Origin of the sequence: Janthinobacterium salmonicoloratum (assembly GCF_051380845.1) — a bacterium.
Lineage (GTDB): Bacteria > Pseudomonadota > Gammaproteobacteria > Burkholderiales > Burkholderiaceae_D > Janthinobacterium > Janthinobacterium lividum_F.
The window spans coordinates 375,495-397,196 of record NZ_JBNYXV010000003.1; the positions used below are offsets into that span (position 1 = coordinate 375,495).

At 61.4% G+C, this 21,702-nt stretch carries 25 protein-coding genes; 13 read left to right on the top strand and 12 right to left on the bottom strand.

Going from position 1 to position 21,702, the window contains the following annotated elements:
* Positions 1–452: 452 nt before the first annotated feature.
* Complete coding sequence (locus tag ACQ4WY_RS18400) at positions 453–1,478, top strand: OmpA family protein (RefSeq protein ID WP_436505235.1); 1,026 nt, start codon at positions 453–455, stop codon at positions 1,476–1,478.
* Between the two features lie 68 nt (positions 1,479–1,546).
* Positions 1,547–2,494, top strand: a complete 948-nt coding sequence (locus tag ACQ4WY_RS18405) for a YihY/virulence factor BrkB family protein (protein ID WP_436505236.1) — start codon at positions 1,547–1,549, stop codon at positions 2,492–2,494.
* A 56-nt stretch (positions 2,495–2,550) separates the two neighbouring features.
* Here the strand turns inward: ACQ4WY_RS18405 and ACQ4WY_RS18410 are convergent, their stop codons facing one another.
* From ACQ4WY_RS18410 to ACQ4WY_RS18420, 3 genes are all read right to left on the bottom strand, one after another.
* Positions 2,551–3,747 (bottom strand): AI-2E family transporter, encoded by a 1,197-nt coding sequence (locus ACQ4WY_RS18410; RefSeq protein WP_436505238.1) that lies wholly within the window; start codon positions 3,745–3,747, stop codon positions 2,551–2,553.
* 72 nt (positions 3,748–3,819) lie between these two features.
* Positions 3,820–4,131, bottom strand: a complete 312-nt coding sequence (locus ACQ4WY_RS18415) for a BON domain-containing protein (protein ID WP_034758914.1) — start codon at positions 4,129–4,131, stop codon at positions 3,820–3,822.
* A gap of 82 nt (positions 4,132–4,213) precedes the next feature.
* Entirely contained in the window at positions 4,214–4,768 is a 555-nt protein-coding gene (locus ACQ4WY_RS18420) for a hypothetical protein (RefSeq protein ID WP_353658157.1), read from the bottom strand.
* A 264-nt stretch (positions 4,769–5,032) separates the two neighbouring features.
* On the opposite strand from ACQ4WY_RS18420, the gene ACQ4WY_RS18425 reads away from it, so the two are divergent.
* The 3 genes from ACQ4WY_RS18425 to ACQ4WY_RS18435 all read left to right on the top strand — a co-directional run bounded on the left by ACQ4WY_RS18425 (position 5,033) and on the right by ACQ4WY_RS18435 (position 6,046).
* Complete coding sequence (locus ACQ4WY_RS18425) at positions 5,033–5,479, top strand: outer membrane lipoprotein (RefSeq protein ID WP_353658158.1); 447 nt, start codon at positions 5,033–5,035, stop codon at positions 5,477–5,479.
* A gap of 67 nt (positions 5,480–5,546) precedes the next feature.
* The gene (locus tag ACQ4WY_RS18430; RefSeq protein ID WP_010396415.1) at positions 5,547–5,699 is read left to right on the top strand and encodes a DUF3309 family protein; all 153 of its coding nucleotides are present in this window, start codon (positions 5,547–5,549) and stop codon (positions 5,697–5,699) included.
* Between the two features lie 44 nt (positions 5,700–5,743).
* Positions 5,744–6,046: a hypothetical protein gene (locus ACQ4WY_RS18435; protein ID WP_436505239.1), complete on the top strand. Its 303-nt coding sequence runs from the start codon at positions 5,744–5,746 to the stop codon at positions 6,044–6,046.
* A gap of 155 nt (positions 6,047–6,201) precedes the next feature.
* Here the strand turns inward: ACQ4WY_RS18435 and ACQ4WY_RS18440 are convergent, their stop codons facing one another.
* The 7 genes from ACQ4WY_RS18440 to ACQ4WY_RS18470 form a co-directional block, all read right to left on the bottom strand.
* Positions 6,202–7,356 carry a patatin-like phospholipase family protein gene (locus ACQ4WY_RS18440; protein ID WP_436505241.1) on the bottom strand — a complete coding sequence of 385 codons (1,155 nt, stop codon included), beginning with the start codon at positions 7,354–7,356 and terminating at the stop codon, positions 6,202–6,204.
* Between the two features lie 137 nt (positions 7,357–7,493).
* The gene (locus ACQ4WY_RS18445; RefSeq protein ID WP_034786335.1) at positions 7,494–7,832 is read right to left on the bottom strand and encodes a hypothetical protein; all 339 of its coding nucleotides are present in this window, start codon (positions 7,830–7,832) and stop codon (positions 7,494–7,496) included.
* Positions 7,833–7,853: 21 nt separating this feature from the next.
* Positions 7,854–8,240 carry a phage holin family protein gene (locus ACQ4WY_RS18450; RefSeq protein ID WP_034758936.1) on the bottom strand — a complete coding sequence of 129 codons (387 nt, stop codon included), beginning with the start codon at positions 8,238–8,240 and terminating at the stop codon, positions 7,854–7,856.
* Between the two features lie 18 nt (positions 8,241–8,258).
* Positions 8,259–8,561 carry an ElaB/YgaM/YqjD family protein gene (locus tag ACQ4WY_RS18455; RefSeq protein WP_353658160.1) on the bottom strand — a complete coding sequence of 101 codons (303 nt, stop codon included), beginning with the start codon at positions 8,559–8,561 and terminating at the stop codon, positions 8,259–8,261.
* Between the two features lie 58 nt (positions 8,562–8,619).
* Positions 8,620–9,180: a ferritin-like domain-containing protein gene (locus ACQ4WY_RS18460; RefSeq protein ID WP_436505242.1), complete on the bottom strand. Its 561-nt coding sequence runs from the start codon at positions 9,178–9,180 to the stop codon at positions 8,620–8,622.
* Positions 9,181–9,243: 63 nt separating this feature from the next.
* The gene (locus ACQ4WY_RS18465) at positions 9,244–10,143 is read right to left on the bottom strand and encodes an OmpA family protein (protein WP_101480359.1); all 900 of its coding nucleotides are present in this window, start codon (positions 10,141–10,143) and stop codon (positions 9,244–9,246) included.
* Positions 10,144–10,169: 26 nt separating this feature from the next.
* On the bottom strand, positions 10,170–10,574 hold the full coding sequence (locus tag ACQ4WY_RS18470; protein ID WP_436505243.1) for a DUF4398 domain-containing protein: 405 nt from the start codon (positions 10,572–10,574) through the stop codon (positions 10,170–10,172).
* 278 nt (positions 10,575–10,852) lie between these two features.
* Here ACQ4WY_RS18470 and ACQ4WY_RS18475 point away from each other — a divergent pair, with 278 nt between their 5' ends.
* Complete coding sequence (locus tag ACQ4WY_RS18475; RefSeq protein WP_436505244.1) at positions 10,853–12,889, top strand: AsmA family protein; 2,037 nt, start codon at positions 10,853–10,855, stop codon at positions 12,887–12,889.
* A 192-nt stretch (positions 12,890–13,081) separates the two neighbouring features.
* Positions 13,082–13,300: a YMGG-like glycine zipper-containing protein gene (locus ACQ4WY_RS18480; RefSeq protein WP_077401543.1), complete on the top strand. Its 219-nt coding sequence runs from the start codon at positions 13,082–13,084 to the stop codon at positions 13,298–13,300.
* An 87-nt stretch (positions 13,301–13,387) separates the two neighbouring features.
* Here the strand turns inward: ACQ4WY_RS18480 and ACQ4WY_RS18485 are convergent, their stop codons facing one another.
* On the bottom strand, positions 13,388–14,164 hold the full coding sequence (locus tag ACQ4WY_RS18485) for a Crp/Fnr family transcriptional regulator (protein ID WP_353658164.1): 777 nt from the start codon (positions 14,162–14,164) through the stop codon (positions 13,388–13,390).
* A gap of 176 nt (positions 14,165–14,340) precedes the next feature.
* Here ACQ4WY_RS18485 and ACQ4WY_RS18490 point away from each other — a divergent pair, with 176 nt between their 5' ends.
* The 4 genes from ACQ4WY_RS18490 to ACQ4WY_RS18505 all read left to right on the top strand — a co-directional run bounded on the left by ACQ4WY_RS18490 (position 14,341) and on the right by ACQ4WY_RS18505 (position 16,589).
* Positions 14,341–15,000, top strand: coding sequence for an outer membrane lipoprotein (locus ACQ4WY_RS18490; RefSeq protein WP_436505245.1), 660 nt, complete (start codon positions 14,341–14,343; stop codon positions 14,998–15,000).
* A 166-nt stretch (positions 15,001–15,166) separates the two neighbouring features.
* On the top strand, positions 15,167–15,409 hold the full coding sequence (locus tag ACQ4WY_RS18495; RefSeq protein WP_353658166.1) for a hypothetical protein: 243 nt from the start codon (positions 15,167–15,169) through the stop codon (positions 15,407–15,409).
* A gap of 183 nt (positions 15,410–15,592) precedes the next feature.
* Positions 15,593–15,739: a lmo0937 family membrane protein gene (locus tag ACQ4WY_RS18500; RefSeq protein ID WP_353658167.1), complete on the top strand. Its 147-nt coding sequence runs from the start codon at positions 15,593–15,595 to the stop codon at positions 15,737–15,739.
* 214 nt (positions 15,740–15,953) lie between these two features.
* The gene (locus tag ACQ4WY_RS18505) at positions 15,954–16,589 is read left to right on the top strand and encodes a YiaD family glycine zipper/OmpA-like lipoprotein (protein WP_495542781.1); all 636 of its coding nucleotides are present in this window, start codon (positions 15,954–15,956) and stop codon (positions 16,587–16,589) included.
* A gap of 69 nt (positions 16,590–16,658) precedes the next feature.
* On the opposite strand, the gene ACQ4WY_RS18510 is transcribed toward ACQ4WY_RS18505, so the two are convergent.
* A complete protein-coding gene (locus tag ACQ4WY_RS18510; RefSeq protein ID WP_436505247.1) occupies positions 16,659–19,505 on the bottom strand; it encodes a M16 family metallopeptidase in 2,847 nt (948 codons plus the stop codon).
* Between the two features lie 291 nt (positions 19,506–19,796).
* Between ACQ4WY_RS18510 and ACQ4WY_RS18515 the strand changes: the two genes are divergently transcribed.
* Both ACQ4WY_RS18515 and ACQ4WY_RS18520 read left to right on the top strand, forming a co-directional pair.
* The gene (locus ACQ4WY_RS18515; protein ID WP_353658170.1) at positions 19,797–20,072 is read left to right on the top strand and encodes a hypothetical protein; all 276 of its coding nucleotides are present in this window, start codon (positions 19,797–19,799) and stop codon (positions 20,070–20,072) included.
* Between the two features lie 82 nt (positions 20,073–20,154).
* Complete coding sequence (locus ACQ4WY_RS18520) at positions 20,155–21,702, top strand: TerC family protein (protein WP_436505248.1); 1,548 nt, start codon at positions 20,155–20,157, stop codon at positions 21,700–21,702.

The window sequence follows — 21,702 nt, forward strand, 5'->3', positions numbered from 1 at the left end:
AGTGGCGGAGCTGGCTGCGGCGCACGAAAGTTGCCCGAGAGAAGCCCGGTAAGACAACAGAATGCGGCATGAATACAACATCAATGTAATATTTGTTATCAAGCTCATCATTGTTGCTAATATACAGTGGCACGCGGGTAACAAGTCGTACGATTGCCTCTGGTCGCGGCGCCAGGAAGTCGCCGTGATTGCAAAAATTTTCGGAGGCGAATTAGTTTTTTTCAATACCGAAGTCTTTGTCGTGAATCTGCAACACCATAGATATACAACAATGCTTTGTGCGCTAACGCACCGACCACGTGAACCTGTAACCGTATTCTCTAGTCCAACAGCAGTGCATTTATCGCAAGAAAGCGCACCTGGAATTGTTGTCTACCTCTAGCAATAGCATGTCTGGCAGTTGTCGCATTGATGCAATAGAGAAAATCTCTTATCAACGTTGGGAGTTACTTGTGAATAATCTAAAAAAAATCGCCGTTGCCGCCGCAGTACTGTGCTCCGCCCTCGGCGCACAGGCCCAGGAAATCAACCCCTCCTGGTACATTCAACCTAGCCTCAACGCACTCAAGCCAGATTCCGACTTCGCTACGGATAAAACCGGCTATGGCGCAGGCTTGCGTTTCGGTAAACCCGTTTCCCAGGATTGGGATATCCAGTTGGGCACCACGTATGCCCGCTCCAAAGATGGCCAACAGCGTTACCAGCAAAATACGCTGGGCGTAGATGGTCTGTACATGTTCTCGCGCAAAGCCTTCCGCCCCTTCCTGCTGGTCGGTGCCGGCATGCAGCGCGACAAGGACACCAGCTTCGCTTTCGGCGAACGCAAGAAGAGCTCGCCTTACGCCAGCGTCGGTCTGGGCTTCCAGTCCACGATCACCGATCAATTGTCGTTCCAGGCTGACGTACGCAATGTGCACGGCTTCCTGCGTGGCAATACGTTCGACCCGAGCAGCAAGGCCAATAACTACTACGTCACCGTCGGCCTGAACTTCGCGTTCGACAAACCACCTGCACCGCCACCACCACCGCCACCGCCGCCAGTGCGTGAAGAAGTCGTCGTGGTCGTGCCGCCACCGCCGCCGCCACCGCCAGCACGCTTTGAAAAAGTGACGATGGCGGCAACGGAACTGTTCGCGTTCGACAGCGCCAAGCTGGGTCCGACACAGACCAAGCTCGACGAAATCGCCCGCGTGCTGAACGCAGCGCCGGACGTCAACAACGTCGTCATCAGTGGTTATGCCGACCGCATCGGTTCGCCCAAGTACAACGTGAAACTGTCGCAGCAGCGCGCTGATGCAGTCAAGGAATACCTGGTCGCCCACGGTGTCGCCGCCAACCGCCTGACGGCCGAAGGCAAGGGCTCCACCAATCCTGTCGTCACCTGCGATAACAAGAAGCGTGCCGACCTGATCAAGTGCCTGGAACCAAACCGCCGCGTTGAAGTGGAGCAAATTACCATCGAACGCCGCGTACAGTAAGCATGACCAAGTGGTACGCCACTAGTTAAAAAAGGGGCTGCGGCCCCTTTTTTTCATTGAAAGTCACCATGAATTTTTCTACCCGCTATCCCAAACTGGCCGGCCTGGCGCCGTTCAGCAAGCAGATGCGCAGTGTCATCGTCTGTTCCGTCACCGAATGGCTGGAACACCGCGCCTCGAGCAAGGGCGCCGCCCTCGCCTATTACACCCTGTTTTCCATCGCCCCCATCCTCGTGCTGGTGATCGCCATCGCCGGCTTTTTCTATGGCCCGGCCGCTGCGCGCGGCGAGCTGATGGGGCAATTGCAGGGCTTGCTGGGTACGCAGGGTGCCGAAGCCATCCAGCTGGTGCTGGCCGGCGCAAAGAACCATGAACAGGGGCGCATTGCCACCCTCATCGCCAGCGCCCTGCTGCTGTTTGGCGCCACCAGCGTGTTTGCCGAACTGAAAGCCAGTCTCGATGAAATTTGGCAAGTGCCACCGCTGAAGGAAGCGGGCGCCTGGGATATGCTGCGCACGCGTTTGCTGTCCTTCGGCCTGGTGCTGGTACTGGCCTTCCTGCTGATGGTGTCGCTGGTGGTGAACGCGGCCATGGCCATCCTCGCCAACTTCTGGGAAGGCGTGTGGAAAGACACGGCCGTGCTGTTTACCATCCTGTCGAACCTGATCGGCTTCGCCGTCATCGCCAGCCTGTTTGCCGTCATCTATAAAATGCTGCCGCGCGTGCGCCTGTCCTGGCGCGACGTGCTGATCGGCGCCGTGGGCACGGCCTTCATGTTTTCACTGGGGAAATATGCTATTGGCGTATATATCGGCAATAGCGGCGTAGCCAGCAGCTATGGCGCGGCCGGATCCTTGGTGGCTCTGCTGCTCTGGGTGTATTACTCGGCGCAAATCTTCTTCCTGGGCGCCGAATTCACGCGCCAGTTCGCCCTGCAGTTGGGCAGCATGAAGCACATGCCGAAGACGGAAGACGGCGATGTGCAAGTCAAGATTCTGAAACGCCACCAATCCTGATTGTCTGTAGCACACGCAACAACGGCGCCCGCGGACGCCGTTGGCACTGCCGCAAGCTATTCACCCAGCAGCTCGGCCACCACTTCCATGCCCTGCACGCGCTCGGCCACCACCTTCACCATGACGATGATGGGCACGCCCAGCAGCAAGCCCCAGACGCCCCACAGCCAGCCCCAGAACAGCAGGCTGATGAACACGGCCGTGGGATTCATGCGGGCGATGCGCCCCGTCATCCAGGTCGTGACAAAAGTGCCCACCAAGGTGGCGATGGCCATCGACGTGCCCGTCACCAGCAAGACCATTTCCAGCGATTCGAACTGTAAAAAGGCAACCAGGCCCGTGGCGATGGTGATGAGCAAGGGGCCGAAATACGGCATGATGTGCAGCAAGCCGGCCACGATGGCCCAGGCGCCCGCGTTTTCCAGGCCGATCACGCGCAGGGCGATCCACATCAGGACCGCCAGCAAGCCATTCGTGACGAGCAGCATGAACATATAGTTCTGGATCGAGGTATTGATGTCTTCCAGGATGTGCACGGTGACCTTCTTGCGGCTCAGCGATGGTCCCGTCAGCTTGACGAGCTTGCGCTTGAAGGTGTCGCCTGACAGCAGCAGGAAAAACACGAGGAAGATGACCATGGTGGCCTGGCTGAGGAAGCCCACCAGGCCCAGCGAACCGGCCCAGACCCAGTCCATGATCTTGAAGTTGGGCGCCTCGGCGGCGGCGGCACGGCGGTTGTTGCGGCGCGCTTCGGCGCCGGCGGCCACTTGCTCGATTTCATTGGCCACGGCCTGCATTTTCTGGAAAGTGCTGTTCTTGCCGCCTGTATTGGCGGCGATCAGGCGCGAGAATTTATGTGTGGCGGCCGGCAATTCTTCAACGATGGATTCAAATTCACCCTGCACGCGCTCGACCACGACGATGGAGCCGAACAGGATCAGGACCGTGACGGCCGTGGCGGCGATGGCGCGCGGCAGGCGCAGCTTTTCCAGCCAGGCGACGACGGGATTGAGGGTGTAGGCAATGAAAATGCCGAAAATGACGGGAATGAGGAATTTCTGTGCCCACTGCAGCGCATAAATGAAGCTGACGGTGGCGATGATGCCCAGCGCCATGCCACGCGCATGGACATGCAGCGGCAAACGCAGGGATGAATCCGGATGCTCCACGGGCGCGCCGGGAGGTGGCCCGGCAGGCTCGGTGGAGGCAGCCGCCACCGGCTCGGGCGGGGTATCTGTAGGCTGGATATGCATGGGATTCCCGCGACGGTCGGTGGAGGGCCGCAGGGCCAGCCGTGGAGCTGGCCGCTGCGGCAGGTCAGGCCATTACTTGACGCGGATGTCGTTTTTCACCGATTTCACGCCCTTGACGCCACGGGCAACTTCGCCCGCTTTGGCGGCATCGGCAGGCTGGGCCACGAAGCCGCTCAGCTGAACCACGCCCTTGAAGGTTTCAACGTTGATTTCCGTCGATTTCAGGGTAGGCTCATTGAAGATGCTGGCTTTCACTTTGGTGGTGATGGCCGCGTCGTCGATGTACTCGCCCGTGCCTTCCTTGGTTGGGGTCGAAGCGCAACCTGCAACGGCGAACAGGGAAGCGACGAAAAGGCCAGTAGCGATAGATTTAGTGAATTTCATGGTTTTTTCCTTAGGAGTGGTCAATCAATGTGCTCACAATGAGCTTCTTATACCAGTTTGGTGACTGCGCGCCGGAGGGAGCTCAGTAACCGAACTGGGTTTTTGCAGCCTTGATACAGTCATCCTTGGCTGCGCCGGCTAATGCATCGCATTTTTCTGTCGCGACCTTGTACTCGGCTTTTCTTTTTGCTTCACGCGCATCGCTGCGCGCTTCGATGACTTTCTTGTCCGCCTTGGCATCAGCCAGGGCCGCCACCTTGGTGGACTTGGCCAGCTTGACGCAGACATCCTTGTCGTTGCCCGTCAGCGCATTGCAGCGCGTCACGTCGACGTCGTAGTTGGCATCGGCAATCTTGATGCGCGCCTTGGTGTAGGCACGCAGGGTATTCGTGTATTGCGCCTGGGCCACCGCTTCATCGTAGGCGCGCACGGCCTTCGCTTCGGCGATGCAGACATCCTTCGGGTTGCCCGTGATTTTTTCGCATTCGGCATGCGCCAGCTTGTAATTCAGGCCCGCCTGTTCATTGGCCGCCTTGTAGGCTGCTTTCGCTTCCGGCGTGGCGGCCACTGCCTGGCCGCCCCAGGCGGCGCACGCCAGGCTGACGACGACGGCGGTGAAAAGCTTATTCTTGATCATGTATTTCTCCCTGGTGGTGACAAGCATGTCTGCTTGGCATGACTAACGTTTTACGTGGATCGCCGCCTCTCTTCTGTACGCTGCCGTACACAAGCAATTTATTTTGAAAGCAGGAGACAGACAAGGAGAAATAACAACGTTTTGCTCGATCTCTCCAGGGGAAAAATACCATTTCGACACTAAATAAGTACGTGCGGCAGCGTACAGACCGGAAACAGGGGCATGACTAAGATGGCACTACACCCTCACCGTCAGGAGAATAAAATGAAAACCAACGCCACCTTGGCTGCACTGATGCTCGCCGCCACCGCCGTACTCAGCGGTTGCGCTACCGGCCCTTCCCAGTCACAACAGTACTACCCGGCCAACCAGCCTGAATCCGCCATGTACGGCACCGTCGACTCCATCCAGATCGTGCAGGGTGGCGGACAAACCAGCGGCGCCGGCGCCGTGGTCGGCGGCATCGCCGGCGCCTTGCTGGGCAATACCATCGGCTCGGGCGGCGGACGCACGGCCGCCACCGTAGCGGGCGCCGTTGCCGGCGGTGTCGTTGGCAACCAGGTGGAAGGCCGCAGGCAGCAAGCGCAGGCCTACCAGATCAGCGTGCGCCTCGACAACGGCGAATACCGCACCGTGGTGCAGGACGACGCGAATGACTTGCGCCCAGGCAACCGCGTGCGCGTCGTTGATGGCCGCGTCTACCGCTATTAATTTTCGGCGGAGCTTGCCAGCAGGCATCCGCCATCCCGCATGCGTCGTACGATAACAAGGAGTTGCCATGGGCACCATCATTCTGATCATCTTGATCCTGGCCCTGGTCGGCGTCCTGCCTACCTGGCCGCATAGCCGCAACTGGGGTTACGGCCCCAGCGGCATCGCCGGCCTGGTCGTCGTGATACTGATCCTGCTATTACTGACGGGCAGGTTGTAAAAAAAGGCGCTTCGGCGCCTTTTTTATTTCAAGAAGGAAATATCATGACTATCCACAACGCACTCTTGGCCACCCTGTTTGCCTTCAGCCTGGCGCCACTGGCACTGGCCCAGACGGCCACGCCGCAGCCGGGCGACCCGCAACGCTGGTACCAGGAAGACAGCACGGCGCAAGCCCAGCTGCGCACCCTGCGCAAGGAAATCGCCGCCGCCCTGGCTGAGGCCAAAAAAGCCTGCCGTTCGGAACCCTCCGCCGGGCGCGCCACCTGCCTGAAGGACGCGCAAGAAACTTACCGGCAAGACATGGCAAACGCGGAAAAACTGCGCGTAGCGGCGCATTCTCAGTGATGCGCCGTGCTGGTGCGACGCCGGACAAAATTGCAACACCTGACAAAACCGTCGCGAGCGGAAGGGAGAGGTGGCTAAGAAGCGCAACCGTACTCTAGTACGGTGAGCATCGCAGGCCGCCTATACCGACGCGCAGCAGGTTTTGACAGACGTCACTAAGCGGCGTCGCGCTCGTAGGGCGGTAACTCGTGCACCACGAGCGGCGTGTCTTCCGTGACAAAGGCCAGCCAGCCGGCCGCCTTGATCGCGCGCAAGGCGTCCTGGTAGCCCTGCTCCCAGCGCCACTCGATGGAGCCCCTGGAGAAATTGATATCCTTGGCCGCCATGTGCCAGTCGCGCCCCGCATACGGCAGGCGCACGATGTGCATGGTGCTGTCGCAGCCCAGCGCTACCAGTTCTTCCGTCTGCTGCCGGTTATGTGCGTCGTCGGGCAGCTTGGCGTAGAGTTCGCGCAATTTGTGCTGCAAGGTATGCGTATTGACGTAATCTTCGATATGCCGCTTCGAGCGCGATGCGAAAGTGACGTCCTTTTGCCGCGTCTGCACTTCATCCAGGGTGGTCGGTTCCGGCCCTTCCGAGCTCCACAAGTCGACCATGAAGACCAGGGTGTCGACGTGGGGCGTGTCGTCGAGCACGGTTTCCAGCGGGGTGTTCGAGTACAGGCCGCCATCCCAATATAAATCGCCTTCGACGCGCACGCCGGCAAAGCCGGGCGGCAAGGCGCCGCTGGCGCGGATATGGTTTGCCGTCACGGACTGCTGCTGGCTGTCGAAACTGGTGAGGCTGCCGCATTTGACACGCAGGGCGTTGACCGTCAGGCGCATGCCGCCAGGCTGATTCAGGTAATCGAAATCGACCAGTTCTTCAAGGGTGCTGGCCAGCTCGCCGGTGTCATAAAAGCTGGCTTCTTCCGGCTTGACGGCGATTCCGGCAGAAAACAGGCTGAAGGCGCGCGGCTTGAAGAAGCCGGGCACGCCGCGCAGCACCGTATCGAGCGTGGCAAGCCAGATGTTCGAGCGGCGCTGCTGGTCCGATACCAGGTTCATGTCAATGCTGTCGCGGTGCGCCACGCGCTGCCAGAACTGTTTCAACCGCACAAGCCGGTCCTCGTGCTTGTTGCCGGCCAGAATGGCGGCATTGATGGCGCCAATCGAGGTGCCCACTACCCAGTCGGGCGCCAGGCCATGTTCGTGCAGCGCTTGGTAAACACCAGCCTGGTAAGCGCCCAATGCGCCGCCGCCTTGCAGCACCAGCACGATGCGCAGGCGCGACGGATTTAACTGATTGATCGGTGTCTTCGAATTCGTCATCAAGATGGCCCCTCTGTCCGCCGCGCGGAATGCGGCGTGAATCATTGTAAGGGATTGCGTCCGTATGCGCCGGACGGTGGGTACGGGCAAAAAAAAACGCCGTCGATGACGGCGTTTCTGTGCAACACGGCTGGCGTTCAGCGCTTGCGGCGCAGCCAGCTGGCGGCGACGGCGGCCACGGCCACGAGGACCAGGGCCGGCTTGACCAGCTTCTTGCGTCCGATAAACGATAGCGCCGTCAGCACGTAGGGCATGGCGCCTTGCAAACGCATGCCGCCCGGCGCCAGCAGGGATTCGACGCGGTGGCCGGCAAAGCCGACCGCCGTTTCCACCACGCCCTGCAGCATCGACTCGGGGCGCAGTGCATAACCCACGTTGGCGCGCGCATGCACGATGCCCACGCGGTACATTTCACCCTGGGCGATCAGCAGGCGCTTGCGGGCGGCTTGCGCCGCCAGTTTGTCGTTGTCCGACATGAATTCTCCTCGTAAGGCAGCTTACATCAGCATGTCGCGGTCAGCCTTTAATTCCGCCATGGTGGCCGGCATGGACAGCTTTCCTTGACGCAGCATGGCACGCGCATACATGACCAGGGCGATGGCCAGCAGTACGAACACGACCGTCATGATCGCCAGGATCTTCCAGCCCAGGCTATCCCACGCCAGGAAGACGATCAGCACGCTGCCGTAAGCGATGGCGAACAAGCCCGCCACCGTCGCCAACGCGAAAATGACAATCAGCTGCAGCATGTGATTGCGCACTTCCGACAGTTCGATGGTGGCCAGTTCCAGCCGCGACAACATCAGTCCGACGGCGTTTTTGGCCAGGCCGGCGACCGAGCCGATCAATCCCGGCCCCTGGTGAGACGAAGCAGACTTGTCCATATCGCTCCTGACAGTGGATTACTTGCGGCCCAGGATGAAGCCAACCAGCACGCCGACGCCAGCGGCGACGGCCACCGTGCGCCATGGGTTTTCCTTGACATAACCGTCAGCCTGAGCAGCCATCTGTTTGGTGGCAACGATGGCCGATGCTTGCGCTTCTTGCGCTTTGGCCAGGGCGGCGTCCAGGGTTTTCATGCCCTTGATGCGCACTTCATCGGCTTTTTCGCCGGTCAGGGCGGCAGCGGCGCTGAACAGGGCTTGCGCATCTTTGACCAGGGTTTTGACATCGTTATTGACGGTGGTGATATTGTTTTCCAACATGGTTTAGCTCCTTAGCTGTGGATGAATGTGGTTACTATACCTACTTTACTCAAAAACACTATTCCATTAGATCGCGCATATCATCGGCGTGCTCTTCCTCGACAGCCATGATTTTGATCAACAAATGGCGTGTGGTCGGATCTTTGTCGCCAATTTTCACGATCATCTGGCGATACGACTCGATCGCTATCCGTTCCGCGATCAGATTGGCACGCACCATGCTCTGCACGTCTTCGGAGTCATCATACTCGGCATGACTACGCGCAAGCAATGTTGCAGGATTAAAATCCGGCTTGCCATTCAATTGCACGATGCGTTCAGCCAGCCAGTCCGCGTGTTCCTGCTCCTGCTGCGCATGCTCGAGGAACTCGGCCTTGATGCTGCCATTATCGCGTCCGCTCACGGTGTAGTAATGGCGTTTATAGCGCGCAATACACACCAGTTCGGTGGCCAGCGCCCCATTCAACAGGGTAATTAATTCCTGGCGGTCGCCTTGATAGCCGGCCGTCACGGCGCCGTCGTCCAGGTTCATGGCGGCAGCGCGGATGGCGGCCGTGTCGATGCCAGCTGGAATCTCAACAGATGTTTGGGTCATGATGTTTCCTTTCAAGTCTTGCATGGGTATCCACCGGCCAAGGTGCGGCCGGTGCTGCCTTTCTACTGCCGCGTCAACTGACGCAGCTTAGCGGCGGGCGGGAATGGCCGTGTTGTCCTCGGACAAGACGATTTCCACCCGGCGATTCAGCTGGCGATTCGCCGCGCTGTCATTACCGGCGGCCGGATAGGCGGCGCCATAGCCTTTCGTGGCGATACGGTCACGGCTGATGCCTTGCTCCAGCAGCGCATTGCGCACGGACTCGGCGCGACGTTGCGACAGTTCCAGGTTATGCGCGGAACCGCCCGTGCTATCCGTAAAGCCTTCGATCAGCACGGTGCGTTGCGGGTTGTTTTTCAACACGTCGGCCAGCTTGCGCGCCGTATTGGCGCCATCGGCCGTCAGGTTCGCCTTGTCCGTGCCAAACAGCACGTCGCCCAGGGTGATCACCATGCCGCGTTCGGTTTTCTTGGCGGCCAGGTCGGCCAGCTGCACTTCCAGCGCGGCGGCGCGGGCGGTGGCGTCACGCGCCGATGCTTCGGCCGATTGCGCCTGGGCCTTGGCTGCTTCCGCATCGGCCTGCGCCGCCTGGGCGCGGGCCGTGGCCTGGTCAGCCTGCTGCGTGCGCGCATCAAGGCGCAACTGGTCGCGCTGCTTGCCGGCGTTGGCGATATCGGCCTCAGCTGCTTTCTGCTTGGCGACTTCTTGCGCCGTGGCTATCTTTTGCTTGGCCAGGTAGGCCAGCTTGTCGACCTTTTCACTATCTTCCTGGCGCGTGGCAGCCGCGTTCGCCGCTTCCAGCGCAGCACTCGCTTCGCGGAATTCACGTGGTGCATAGGTCGACACGATCGGGTTCGATTGCGCCGCCATGTAGTCGCCGCGCGTCTGGTCGAGCAGGCTGGTGGTGGTTGGTGCGGAGCTGCAGGCAGCGACAAAAGCGGCCATGGCCAGCAGGCCGGGAAGGGTCGTGTAGGTAGTTTTTTTCATGATGAGGTCCTGGTTATTGTTGTTAGTTATTGTTTTGGAGCTTGCTGGTTGGCACGGTCGAGCTCTTCACGCATGACGCGGATGTTCTCGTTGATTTCATCGGCGGCGCTGGTGGCCTTGGCCGAGTTGGCCTTGCTTTGCGCCAGCTTGGCATCGGCTTGCGCCTGGTCGGCCAGGTCGCGTGCCGTCTTGTAGTCGCGGTCTTTCAAGGCCTGGTTGGCCATGCGCATTTTTTCGCGGGCCGAACGCATTTCATCGGGAGCCAGGTCGGCCGCGCCGGCGCTGGCAGCGTTATCGACGGCGGCGCGCGATACGGCGACGTCGGCCGTGGCAGGCGTTTTCAGGCTGGAGCAGCCCGTCATCAGTACGATGGCGGTGGCACATGCGGCGAAAGCGGCCAGCGGGGAAATCTTGAAATCTCGGTTTGTCATTTTTCTTCTCCTGGAGAATGTTAAGCGTGAGGGGGTGATGTCGGAGCATCTGGAATCAGGAACTGCGTTTGATGTATGACGTTATAGGCTCCGGCTCCCTGCATATCCGTTCGGTGCCGCACATAGAGTAAGAAATCGACAATGCTTGCATGGGCAACGTGCGCCAGCGCACGTGCGCGCCAGCAAAACCTGAAACGCCCCCGGCTTTGGAGCGATTCCTGTAGCATCGGGTATCTGTCCAGAAAGAAATGCTTCTTACCTCACCTATGCCACGCACCATGTCCCTTACCCGCCGTCAGAAAATCGCCCTCGCCAGCACCGCCGTGCTGATCGCCCTGCCCGTCACCGCCTCGCTCGTCCTGCTGAACATGGATTGGAACCGCGCCAAGCCCTGGCTCAATGCGCGCGCCAGCGAAGCGCTGGGGCGGCCGTTTGCCATTGCGGGCGACCTGGTGCTGACGTGGCAGCAGCCAACTACTGCGGGGCAAAAAACCTGGCGCGACTATCTGCCCTGGCCGCACCTGCAGGCAAAGGACGTGCGCTTGGGCAACCCGCGCGCCATGGCGGACACGGATGGCGAGGCGCAGCTGGCCAGCGTGAGCCAGCTGGCGTTCTCGCTCAACCCGCTGGCCCTGCTGGACAAGAAAATCATCATCCCGCAATTGCGCTTCGACACGCCGCAGGTGCACTTGTTACGCAGCAAGGATGGCAAAAATAACTGGACTTTCGACAAGCAGGAACAGCCATCGCCGTGGCAGTTGGAACTGCAAAGCGTGGTCTTCAGCAAGGGCACCGTGACGCTCGATGATGGCGTCACCAAAACGGCGATGCGCGCCGATGTCGACACCATCGCAGACGATGCGCGCTACGGCATCGCGTGGAAACTGTCCGGCACTTACCACGGCGAAACCGTCAACGGTGGCGGCAAGGCGGGCGGCGTGCTGTCGCTGCAGCGGCAAGGCACGCCCTTCCCCATCCAGGCCGACATGCGCGCGAGCGGCAGCAGCGTGGCCATCGAAGGCACCCTGACGCGCCCGGCAGACCTGGCCGCGCTCGACGTGCGCCTGAAAATATCCGGACCCAGCATGGCGCGCCTGTATCCATTGACGGGCGTGTTGCTGCCGGAAACGCCGCACTTCAGCACGGAAGGCCATTTGACGGGCACCCTGGCGCCCCGCGGCGGCGAATGGGTGTACGACAAGTTCAGCGGCAAGGTGGGATCCAGCGATGTCGAAGGCAAGCTGGCCTTTTCCGCCAGCACGCCGCGCAAGCGCCTGACGGGTGAAGTCCACTCGCGCCTGCTGCAGTTTTCCGACCTGGGTCCGCTGGTGGGCGCCGATTCCAGCGCCAGCAAGAAGGAACGGGGCGTGCCGTCGACGCAGCCAGTCGGCCGCGTGCTGCCGGTGGAAACCTTCAAGACGGAACGCTGGACCAGCCTGGACGCCGACGTGCGCTACACGGCCGACAAGATCACGCGCGACGCCGAGTTGCCGATCAGCAAACTCGACACGCATGTAGTGCTGACGGACGGCGTGCTGTCCTTGACGCCGCTCAACTTCAACGTGGCGGGCGGCACCTTGACGTCGCAGATCAAGCTCGATGGCAGCGGCAAGGTCATCGCCAACGGCATCGCCGCCGAACTCAAGGCCAGCGCCCGCCATCTGCACATCCAGCAACTGTTCCCCCGCCTGCCGGCCCTGCAAGCGAGCGTGGGCGAAATCAATGGCGACGCGTCGCTGTCGGCCACGGGCAATTCCGTCGCCACCCTGCTGGGCAGCTCGAACGGCGAAGTGCGCGCGCTGATCAACCGGGGCAGCATCAGCAAGCTGTTACTCGAAGAAATGGGCTTGAATATCGGCAGTGTGGTGCTGGCCAAACTGGCGGGCGACAAGCAGGTCAAGCTGAACTGCATGGCCGCCGACTTCACCGTCACCAAGGGGTTGATGCGCACGCGCCAGTTCATCGTCGACACGGATGACGCCGTCCTGAATATCGATGGCACGGTGAACCTGGCCGATGAACGGCTGGACCTGACCCTGCGGCCGGATAGCAAGGGCTTGCGCATCTTTTCGCTGCGCTCGCCCCTGTATGTACATGGCACCTTCAGCAAGCCCGACGTGAGCGTCGACAAGGGCGTGCTGGCCCTGCGCGCCGGTGGCGCACTGGCGCTGGCCGTGGTGGCGCCCGTGGCGGCGCTGCTGCCACTGGTGAATACCGGCCCCGTCGAGGACAGCGAATGCGCGGCACTGCTGGCCCAGGCGCGCGTGAAACCGGTGGCGCCGAAACCGGGCAAGACACCGCGCAAAAACCGCTGAACAATCCGGCAGGATAGGGCATCTGTGCACGATTACAATTGTTACACGCCTATGTGCGTTGCCGAACAGACCCAGCCTTGTCACAATTCTATTCTGTAATCGTGCCTGAAACACCCAAGACGTGGCGATATGAAGTCCCACCGGCCCATACCATGCCGGCGCCACGAGGTCCGAATTCATAGGAGAACTACCATGCAAATCATTAAAAAAATCGCCGCTACCACATCTGTTGCCGCCCTGCTGTTGAGCCTGACGGCTTGCGCCAACATGTCCGGCCAGGATAAAAACACGGCCATCGGCGCTGGTGTCGGCGCCGTAGCCGGCTCCGTGCTGACGGGCGGCAGCGCCATCGGCGCAGTCGGCGGCGCTGCCGTCGGCGGCGTGATCGGTAACCAGGTCAAGCCGAAGTAATCGTTGATCAAAAAAGCGGGGTGGGTGCCCAGGCGCCCGCCCCGCTTTTTTGCGTCTGCGGCATAAGGATAAAAGCAAGAAGGATGATCAGACGAAGACGTTGGCCATGCCGATGGCGCCGCTATCCTTGACCAGCTCGTAGCAGCGGCAGGAAACGGCTTCCAGCCCCGCCGAATCGAGGATCTCGATATTGCCGCGGCTGTAGGTGATGAGTTTTTGCTGTTGCAGCGCGCTGGCCGCCTTGGTCACGCCAACCCGCCGCACACCGAGGGTGTGAGCAAGGAATTCATGCGTCAGGTGAAATTTTTCGGATTGCAAACGGTCGCGCGTGATCAGCAGCGAACGGGCCAGGCGCGCCTCGAGCACGTGGAAGCGGCTGCACACGGCAATCTGGATGGCTTGCGCCAGCAGAGTGTCCGTGTAGCGGTACAGCAGGCGCTGCAGGGACTCGAGCTGGGCGAACTCGGCGCAGAACTCGGCCCGCGCGATACGGCTGGCCGTGCCGGAACGTTGCACCACGGCACGCACTTGCGCCAGGTCGTGGCCCAGCGCGACGGAAGCGCCCAGGACACCTTCGCGGCCGACAGAACCCACTTCCAGGGTCATCCGGCCTTCCGCCACGGCCAGCAGCGAGATCAGGCAGTCGCCGGGGAAATAGATGTGGCCGATAGGCTGGCCCGGTTCGTACAGCACCTCGCCCACCTCGACCGTGACGGTATCGAACAGCGCCGTCAGGTGCCGCAAGTCGTGCTCGGGCAGGCTGGCCAGCAAGCGGTTGCCGGCGTCAAGCGCGCCCACGGGCGTGCCCAGGCCGGATCGGCCTGCGTCGCGGGACAGGGTCATGCTGGCAGTCGTTGGTGGCATTGCTTTTCCTTGGTGTCGTTACAACTCGACATAATTTTTACTTAGCCTACGGGGCAGTACGGGCCCTGTATGTACGGTGACGCACGGAAGCGGAGCAAGCGGCGCAGCACACTGGCTGCATGCACGGATAACACGCACTACCCATTTCATTATTTATAAAAACCAAGGAGCTTTCCATGACTACCACCACCAAATCCCTCCATCCGCTGGTGCTTGCCGCCGCCGTCGCCGTCCTGCTGTTTTGCGGCGTAGGCACGGCAGCCCTGATGGGCTGGCTGCCTTCGTCCCAGGGCGATAGCCAGCCACTGGCGGCCAGCACCTCGGCCGAACAGCTGGCCAGCCTGCAGGCGAACCAGCCGCCGGCTGGTGCGCAGCCTTTGGCCGCCCTGCCGCCACAGCAGCAACAGCAACAGCAGCAACAGCCCGTGCGCCAGCCGCAGCCACAGCAGCAACCACAGCAACCACAGCAACAATACGCGGCAGCCCCTGCGCCACAGGTGTGCGGCAATTGCGGCGTGATCGAAGCCATCCATGAAGTCAATACGCGCGCCGAAGGCAGCGGCGTGGGCGCGGCTGGCGGCGCCGTCGTCGGCGGCTTGCTGGGCAACCAGGTCGGTGGTGGTCACGGCAGGCAGCTGGCCACCGTGCTGGGCGCCGTTGGCGGCGCCGTGGCCGGCAACCAGATCGAAGGCAGCGTGCGCGCCACGCGCAGCTACAACATCGTCGTGCGCCTCGATAACGGCAAGACGCGCACCGTGCACCAGAGCGCCGCACCGAACTGGCGCCAGGGCGACCGCGTACGCGTCGTCAACGGCGGCTTGCGCGCCATGGGCTAAGCGGTTGGCGGCCAGCGTGCCGCCCGCCAACGTGGCAAATCAAACACACGCCCGGCCTGTCCGGGCGTTTTCTTTTTAGCAATGTTCGTTGGCGTACAGATGAGCTTGCCGTCGCGCGAGATGATGCACTCAGGAAAGTTCAACGCAGTGTCATCAGGGAGTAACCATGGATAGCGACAAGGCAAGCAGCAACAGGATCTGGCTCGGCTTTATTGGCGGCGGCTTGCTGGCCACCGCGCTGGGCTTCTGCGCGCTGGATCTGGCGCCGGAAGCGGGCGGCCCCGTATTTGGCGTCATGCTGTTGCTCACGGGCGGCATGGTCAGCTGCCTGGCGGGCGCCGTCGGCATGGCCGGTATGCTGGCGTGGGTGCCAGGCATGGCCGATGAACACGCCGATCGCCCCCGATAGTTGAGCCTTGTGTACGACAGCGTACAGAACACAGGGGAAACAACGTAGACACTTAGTCATGGCATCAGCGTTCAGCGACCCAGTCGCCGCGCAATGACAAGAACCGATGGCGGCGCCACGCGCCAGCGCCTGCAAGGGCAAGGCAGTCGCCGTCATCCACACATTACTCTCGGAGGACATATCATGCTGTATACAATCGCCGTCGTACTCATTATTCTTTGGCTGCTGGGCCTGGTAACTTCCTATACTGTTGGCGGCTTCATCCACATCCTGCTGGTGGTCGCCGTCATCATGATCCTGCTGCGCCTGATCAGCGGGCGCGGTTTATAGCCCAGGCCATTAGTCTGGCCTGACAAGAGCGGCGCGCGTGCAAACGGGCGCCGCCTTTTGCCGTCTTGTGCGTACAGTGTGCGCCCACTGGTAAGCAGCGTCATTTTGCAGTAACGTGTACGGGTAGTCTTGGGTATGTCCCAATAACAAAACAAGGAGAAAATCCATGAAAGAAACATTCAAAAAAGGCCCTGGCGCCAAATCCCTGATCGGCATGCTGGTCATCGCACTGGCCGCTAGCGGCTGCGCGGACATGTCCGCGACACAACGCGGCACGGCCACGGGCGCCGGCGTCGGCGCTGGCCTGGGCGCCTTGATCGGCGGCACCACCGGTGGCGGCAGCAGCGGCCGCACGGCCGGCGGCGCCCTGATCGGTGCGGCTGCTGGCGCCGTGATCGGCAATATCTGGTCTAACCGCATGGAAAACCAGAAGCGCGCGATGGAACAAGCCACACAGGGTACTGGTGTGCAAGTGTCTCAGACGGCCGATAACCGCCTGAAAATGGAAATTCCAAGCGATATTTCCTTCGACACCAACCGCGCCGACATCAAGGGCAACTTCCGCCCCATCCTCGACCGCTTTGCCGCCACCCTGAACGAAAACCAGAACACCACGGTCAGCATCATCGGCCATACGGACAGCACGGGCAGCGCATCCATCAACGAACCGCTGTCGGTGGAACGCGCGGCCCACACGCGCGACTACCTGTCCATGCGCGGCGTCTCGCCGACCCGCGTCGTCACGGAAGGCCGCGGCGCCCGCGAGCCGATCGCCTCGAATACAGATACCTCGGGACGCGCACGCAATCGCCGCGTGGAAATTTATGTAGCCGAAATGGCGCCACGCTAAGTTGACAGCATCAATAAAAAACCCGCCGGCAAGGTCACTTGCCGGCGGGTTTTTTCTATGTAAAACGGCTTATTCCGACGTCGTTGCCTTGGCGCCGCTTTCGCCCTCTTTCGCCACCTTGGCAAAGTCGCCCGCCACCACCACCGAGACGGCCGATGGTTTCAGGTACTCGCGCAGGCTCTGGTTCACTTGCGCCAGGGTCAAGGCCGCCACTTTCGCTTCCAGGTCCTTGTCGTAAGCCATGGTGCGGTCTTGCGCCAGGTAGCCGGCCAGTTCTCGCGCCAGGCCCGCATCCTGCGTGCGGCCCACTTCTTCCGATTGCAGCCAGCCTTTCTTCGCCTCGGCCAATTCCTCTTGCGTAAAGCCGTCGGCCAGCACCTTGGCGATTTCCTCGCGCAGGGCAGCTTCCACCTTGACCGTGTTTTGCGGCGCGCTGATGGCATACGCCATCCAGTAACCGGCCGGTTCGCGCGACGGCACCGTCACTTGCGAGCCGACGCCGTACGACAGGCCTTCCTTCTGGCGGATGCGGTCGGCCAGGCGGCTGCGCAAGGCGCCGCCACCGAGCATGTGATTGGCGATCAGCAAGGCCGGATAGCTGGCGGCGTCATCCTTGAGGGGAATTGGCTGGATGGCGAACAGCACGCTGTTCGCCTTGTCCGGCGTTTCCAGCGTGACTTTCTCGCCGCTGACAGGCTTGACGGCATCAAGAATGCGCACATATGGCTGCTGCGCCTTCCAGCTGCCGTACAGGCTGGCCACTTGCGCCTTCAGGGCAGCCGGGTCGAAGTCGCCCACGGCAGCGAAAGTCGCGTTGGCAGCGCCATAGTAGGCGCCATGGAAGGCTTTCACATCAGCTACCTGGATGGCTTTCCATTGCGCCAGTTCGGCCGGCAAGGTGGCCACGTGGCGCACATGGCCTTCCGGCGTGGCGTCGAGCAGGCGGCGGAAGGCATTCACGGCAAGCGGTTGCGGTTCAGGCAATTCCTGCTCCGCGCGGCCCACGCGCTCGCGCTGCAATTCCAGGAATTCCGTTTCGTTCAGGGCCGGCTTTTGCAGCACTTGCGCCAGCAAGTCCATGGCGGCCGGCAAGTTCTCGCGCTTGCCCGTCAGCATGGCGGTGACGCCCTCGGCGCCGCCCGTGATGGCCACTTGCATGCCCAGCTGGTCGAACTTGTCCTTCACTTCCTGGCGCGACAGTTTATCCGTGCCGCGCGACAGCAGATTGGCCGTGTAGCTGCCAACAAACGACTTGCCGCGCAAGCTCTCTTCGCTGCCGATCTGCAATTTCAGCACGACGCTGACCGTGCTGCCCTTGGTTTTCTTCGGCAGCAAGGCGCCCTTCAAGCCGTTCGGCAAAGTGAAGCGCGTGGTGCGCGCCTCGATATTGTCGGGGCTGGGGTCGAACGCTTCGCCCTGCGCCACGACGGCGCGGCCCGTGTAGCCGGCCAGTTGCGGCGCCACGTCGGCGTAGGCCGGCACGACGGTGCGGTCCGGCGCATCGGTGGGAATGAAACGGCCCAGGGTGCGGTTCGAGCTCTTCAGGTATTTCTCGGCCGCCGCCTGCACCTGCGCCGTCGTCAATTTGTCGAGCTGGTCGCGCTGCAGGAAGAACAAACGCCAGTCGCCGGCCGCCAAGGACTCCGTCAAGGCGATCGTCATGCGCGCCGTGTTCGAGGTGATCAGTTCCACCTGCTTGTTCAGCTGCTGTTTCACGCGCGCCACTTCCGCATCCGTGATGGGCTGCGATTTCAGCTCTTCCAGCACTTTCAGCATGGCCGCTTGCGCCGCATCGAGGTTGCCATCGACGGGCACTAGCGCGCCAAACAGGTTGTAGCCCGGCTCCAGATTGCTCACGGAGTTGTATTCGATCTTGCTGGCCAGCTTGGTTTCCACCAGCGCCTTGTGCAGGCGGCCGGCCGGCGCGTCCGTCAGCACGTGGCCCAGCACCTCGATGGCGACGGCGTCCGGGTTGCCGGACGGCGCCACGTGATAGCCGGCGCCAACGAACTGCGTGCCGCCGCTGCGGCGCACCGTCACGGCGCGCTCGCCATCCTGCACGGGTTCGGCCGTATAGGTCGGTTCGATCACGCGCGTAGGTTTCGGAATCTTGCCGAACAGATCATTGATCTGTTTCAAGACCTTGGCTTCGTCGAAGCGGCCCGCCACCATCAGTACAGCGTTATCTGGTTGATAATATTTATGGTAAAACGCGCGCAAGCGGGGAATATTCACTTGCTCGATGTCGGAGCGGGCGCCGATGGTCGACTTGCCATAGTTGTGCCAATCGTAGGCGATGGCCTGGATGCGCTCGCTCGTCACGCCGATCGGGTCGCTCTCGCCCATCTCGAACTCGTTGCGCACCACGGTCATTTCGCCCTTCTGCGTCTTCGGATTCCACAGGTCGTTCTGGTCGATGGCGGCGTTCACCATGCGGTCCGCTTCCATGGCCAGCATCTGGCGCAGGTTGTCGTCGTTGGCGGGGAAGGTAGCGTAGTAATTGGTACGGTCGTACCAGGTGGTGCCGTTGAACTGGGCGCCCGTCGAGTTCAGGATCTCGACCGGGGTTTTCGTGCCCTTCTTGACGCCGAAGTTGGCGCTGGGCTTGAACAGCAAGTGCTCGAGCAAGTGGGCCATGCCTGTTTCGCCATAGTTTTCATGGCGCGAGCCGACCAGGTAGACGATGTTGGTGGTCAGGGTCGGCTTGCTGGCATCGGGAAACAGCAGCACGCGCAAGCCATTGGCCAGGCGATATTCGGTGATGCCTTCGACGGACGTGACTTTGACGGCGGCGCCGCGGTTCGGTGCAGCCTTGCCGGTTTTCTGGGTCGGCGCGGCGTCTACCGGGGTGGCGGCCAGGATGAACGACGGCGAAAGGATGCCGGCGGCAAGCAGGAGGGCGGTAATGGGTTTCAAGTCGGAGTCCTGGTAACACTACGTTTAAAGATGCACAGGCGAAAGATACGCAAGCGCAATGCGATACAAACGCAAACATTGCCATAGGCCCGCGCTGCCTCTTCGCCGCCCAGGGAAATTATTGCTCTCACAATTTACGTCATGCTTATCACTTACGCAAGTCCTGTCATCGAGCTGTTATGTGCCCGTGTTATACTCCATGGTTCCAGAACTATCTGCCTGTATATGAGACGAGCTCTCGTCCTGCTCTGCCTTTTTGTTTTCATCGCATTACCCCAGGCGTTCGCCAGCATGGCCTACGCCAGCCCTTCCCCATTCCAGCATGCAATCGCGGCCGGCACAACAGCCACGCCCGCCTTCAGCATCGATTGTGCCGACGCCAGCTTCCATGCGGGCCTGCCTGGCGACAGCTGCGATAGCGAAGAATGCGACAACGACCCCATCACGCTGTACCCGACCTCGCGCCAGGCCGCGCCGTTTTGCGCCATCATTTGGCAAGCGGGACCGGGCGCACTTGCCGAAGCGGACGTGCGGCTGGCCACCCGGCCGCCGCGCGTCCGCCTCTGAACACATGCATGCAGCACCCACGCGCCTGGGGCTTTAGCCGCCAGGTACGCTTTACACTGATCGACTTTACAAGGTTACACACATGGAATGGTTATTTGACCCGACAATCTGGGTCGGCCTGCTGACGCTGGTCGTACTGGAAATCGTACTGGGTATCGACAACCTGATCTTCATCGCCATCCTGGCCGAAAAACTGCCGCCGCACCAGCGCGACAAGGCGCGCGTGCTGGGCCTGACCCTGGCACTCGTCATGCGCCTGGGCCTGCTTTCCCTGATTTCCTGGCTGGTCACGCTGACCACGCCATTGTTTTCCCTATGGACATTCTCGTTTTCAGGACGCGACCTGATCCTGCTGATCGGCGGCCTGTTCCTGCTGTTCAAGGCCACCACCGAGCTGCACGAACGCCTCGAAGGCGTCACGCACGCCCAGACAGGCCCGAAAGTCTACGCCGGCTTCGGCCTCGTGGTGGCGCAGATCGTCGTGCTCGACGCCGTCTTTTCGCTCGACGCCGTCATCACGGCCGTCGGCATGGTGGACAACTTGTACGTGATGATGGCGGCCGTCGTCATTTCCATCGTCGTCATGATGCTCGCGTCAAAAGTGCTGACGCGCTTCGTCAACGCCCACCCCACGGTTGTCGTGCTGTGCCTGAGCTTCTTGTTGATGATCGGCCTGTCGCTGGTGGCCGAGGGCCTGGGCTTCCACATTCCGAAAGGATATTTGTACGCCGCTATCGGTTTCTCGATCGTCATCGAATTTTTCAATCAGCTGGCGCGCCGCAACTTCCTCAAGCTGCAGTCGAACGCGCCGCTGCGCGACCGCACGGCGCAAGCCGTCCTGAGTCTGCTGGGCGGGCGCAAGGGCCGCGAAGCCGTCGAAGAGCACGAAGTCAAGGAAGCGCTCGACCCGTCCGCCTTCGGCGTGGAAGAGCGCAACATGGTCAGCGGCGTGCTGACCCTGGCCGAACGCTCGATCCGCTCCGTGATGACGCCGCGCGGCGACGTCTCGTGGGTTAACCTGAACGACAGCAGCGAGAAGATGCTGCAACTGCTGCGCGAAACGCCGCACAGCATGATTCCTGTCTGTAATGATGACCTGGACAACGTGGTCGGCATCGCGCGCAGCAAGGACCTCATCGAGGACCTGGTGTCGCGCGGCAAGATCGACCCGGACAGCATGCGCGAAGCCGTCGTCGTGCCGGAAGCGGCCGGCGTGCTGAAAGCCATGGAAACCCTGAAGCGCTCGCGCGGCCAGCTGGTGCTGGTGGTCGACGAGTTCGGCACCGTGCAAGGCGTGCTCACGCCAATCGACATCCTCGAAGCCATCGCCGGCGAATTCCCCGACGAGGACGAGCAGCCCGACGTGGAAGTGCTGGGCCCCGGCCACTGGCGCATCGACGGCGCGACGGACCTGCATTATCTGGAACAGGTGTTCGAGACGGAAACCCTGGTCAGCGAAGACGGCGAGTACAACTCGCTGGCCGGCTTCCTGCTGGCGCACTTTGAAAACATGCCGGCCGTGGGCGAAGTGCTGGAACTCGATGATTTGCGCTATGAAATCGTCGAGGCGGACGAGCGCCGCATCGCCTGCGTGGACGTGCGCCGCATCGAGCCCGATCACAGTTTGTAA

Coding starts and splice junctions, on each gene's coding strand:
- ACQ4WY_RS18405 (WP_436505236.1), top strand. CDS start 1,547: ATGAATTTTTCTACCCGCTATCCCAAACTGGCCGGCCTGGCGCCGTTC.
- ACQ4WY_RS18410 (WP_436505238.1), bottom strand. CDS start 3,747: ATGCATATCCAGCCTACAGATACCCCGCCCGAGCCGGTGGCGGCTGCC.
- ACQ4WY_RS18415 (WP_034758914.1), bottom strand. CDS start 4,131: ATGAAATTCACTAAATCTATCGCTACTGGCCTTTTCGTCGCTTCCCTG.
- ACQ4WY_RS18420 (WP_353658157.1), bottom strand. CDS start 4,768: ATGATCAAGAATAAGCTTTTCACCGCCGTCGTCGTCAGCCTGGCGTGC.
- ACQ4WY_RS18425 (WP_353658158.1), top strand. CDS start 5,033: ATGAAAACCAACGCCACCTTGGCTGCACTGATGCTCGCCGCCACCGCC.
- ACQ4WY_RS18430 (WP_010396415.1), top strand. CDS start 5,547: ATGGGCACCATCATTCTGATCATCTTGATCCTGGCCCTGGTCGGCGTC.
- ACQ4WY_RS18435 (WP_436505239.1), top strand. CDS start 5,744: ATGACTATCCACAACGCACTCTTGGCCACCCTGTTTGCCTTCAGCCTG.
- ACQ4WY_RS18440 (WP_436505241.1), bottom strand. CDS start 7,356: ATGACGAATTCGAAGACACCGATCAATCAGTTAAATCCGTCGCGCCTG.
- ACQ4WY_RS18445 (WP_034786335.1), bottom strand. CDS start 7,832: ATGTCGGACAACGACAAACTGGCGGCGCAAGCCGCCCGCAAGCGCCTG.
- ACQ4WY_RS18450 (WP_034758936.1), bottom strand. CDS start 8,240: ATGGACAAGTCTGCTTCGTCTCACCAGGGGCCGGGATTGATCGGCTCG.
- ACQ4WY_RS18455 (WP_353658160.1), bottom strand. CDS start 8,561: ATGTTGGAAAACAATATCACCACCGTCAATAACGATGTCAAAACCCTG.
- ACQ4WY_RS18460 (WP_436505242.1), bottom strand. CDS start 9,180: ATGCAAGACTTGAAAGGAAACATCATGACCCAAACATCTGTTGAGATT.
- ACQ4WY_RS18465 (WP_101480359.1), bottom strand. CDS start 10,143: ATGAAAAAAACTACCTACACGACCCTTCCCGGCCTGCTGGCCATGGCC.
- ACQ4WY_RS18470 (WP_436505243.1), bottom strand. CDS start 10,574: ATGACAAACCGAGATTTCAAGATTTCCCCGCTGGCCGCTTTCGCCGCA.
- ACQ4WY_RS18475 (WP_436505244.1), top strand. CDS start 10,853: ATGTCCCTTACCCGCCGTCAGAAAATCGCCCTCGCCAGCACCGCCGTG.
- ACQ4WY_RS18480 (WP_077401543.1), top strand. CDS start 13,082: ATGCAAATCATTAAAAAAATCGCCGCTACCACATCTGTTGCCGCCCTG.
- ACQ4WY_RS18485 (WP_353658164.1), bottom strand. CDS start 14,164: ATGCCACCAACGACTGCCAGCATGACCCTGTCCCGCGACGCAGGCCGA.
- ACQ4WY_RS18490 (WP_436505245.1), top strand. CDS start 14,341: ATGACTACCACCACCAAATCCCTCCATCCGCTGGTGCTTGCCGCCGCC.
- ACQ4WY_RS18495 (WP_353658166.1), top strand. CDS start 15,167: ATGGATAGCGACAAGGCAAGCAGCAACAGGATCTGGCTCGGCTTTATT.
- ACQ4WY_RS18500 (WP_353658167.1), top strand. CDS start 15,593: ATGCTGTATACAATCGCCGTCGTACTCATTATTCTTTGGCTGCTGGGC.
- ACQ4WY_RS18505 (WP_495542781.1), top strand. CDS start 15,954: ATGCTGGTCATCGCACTGGCCGCTAGCGGCTGCGCGGACATGTCCGCG.
- ACQ4WY_RS18515 (WP_353658170.1), top strand. CDS start 19,797: ATGGCCTACGCCAGCCCTTCCCCATTCCAGCATGCAATCGCGGCCGGC.
- ACQ4WY_RS18520 (WP_436505248.1), top strand. CDS start 20,155: ATGGAATGGTTATTTGACCCGACAATCTGGGTCGGCCTGCTGACGCTG.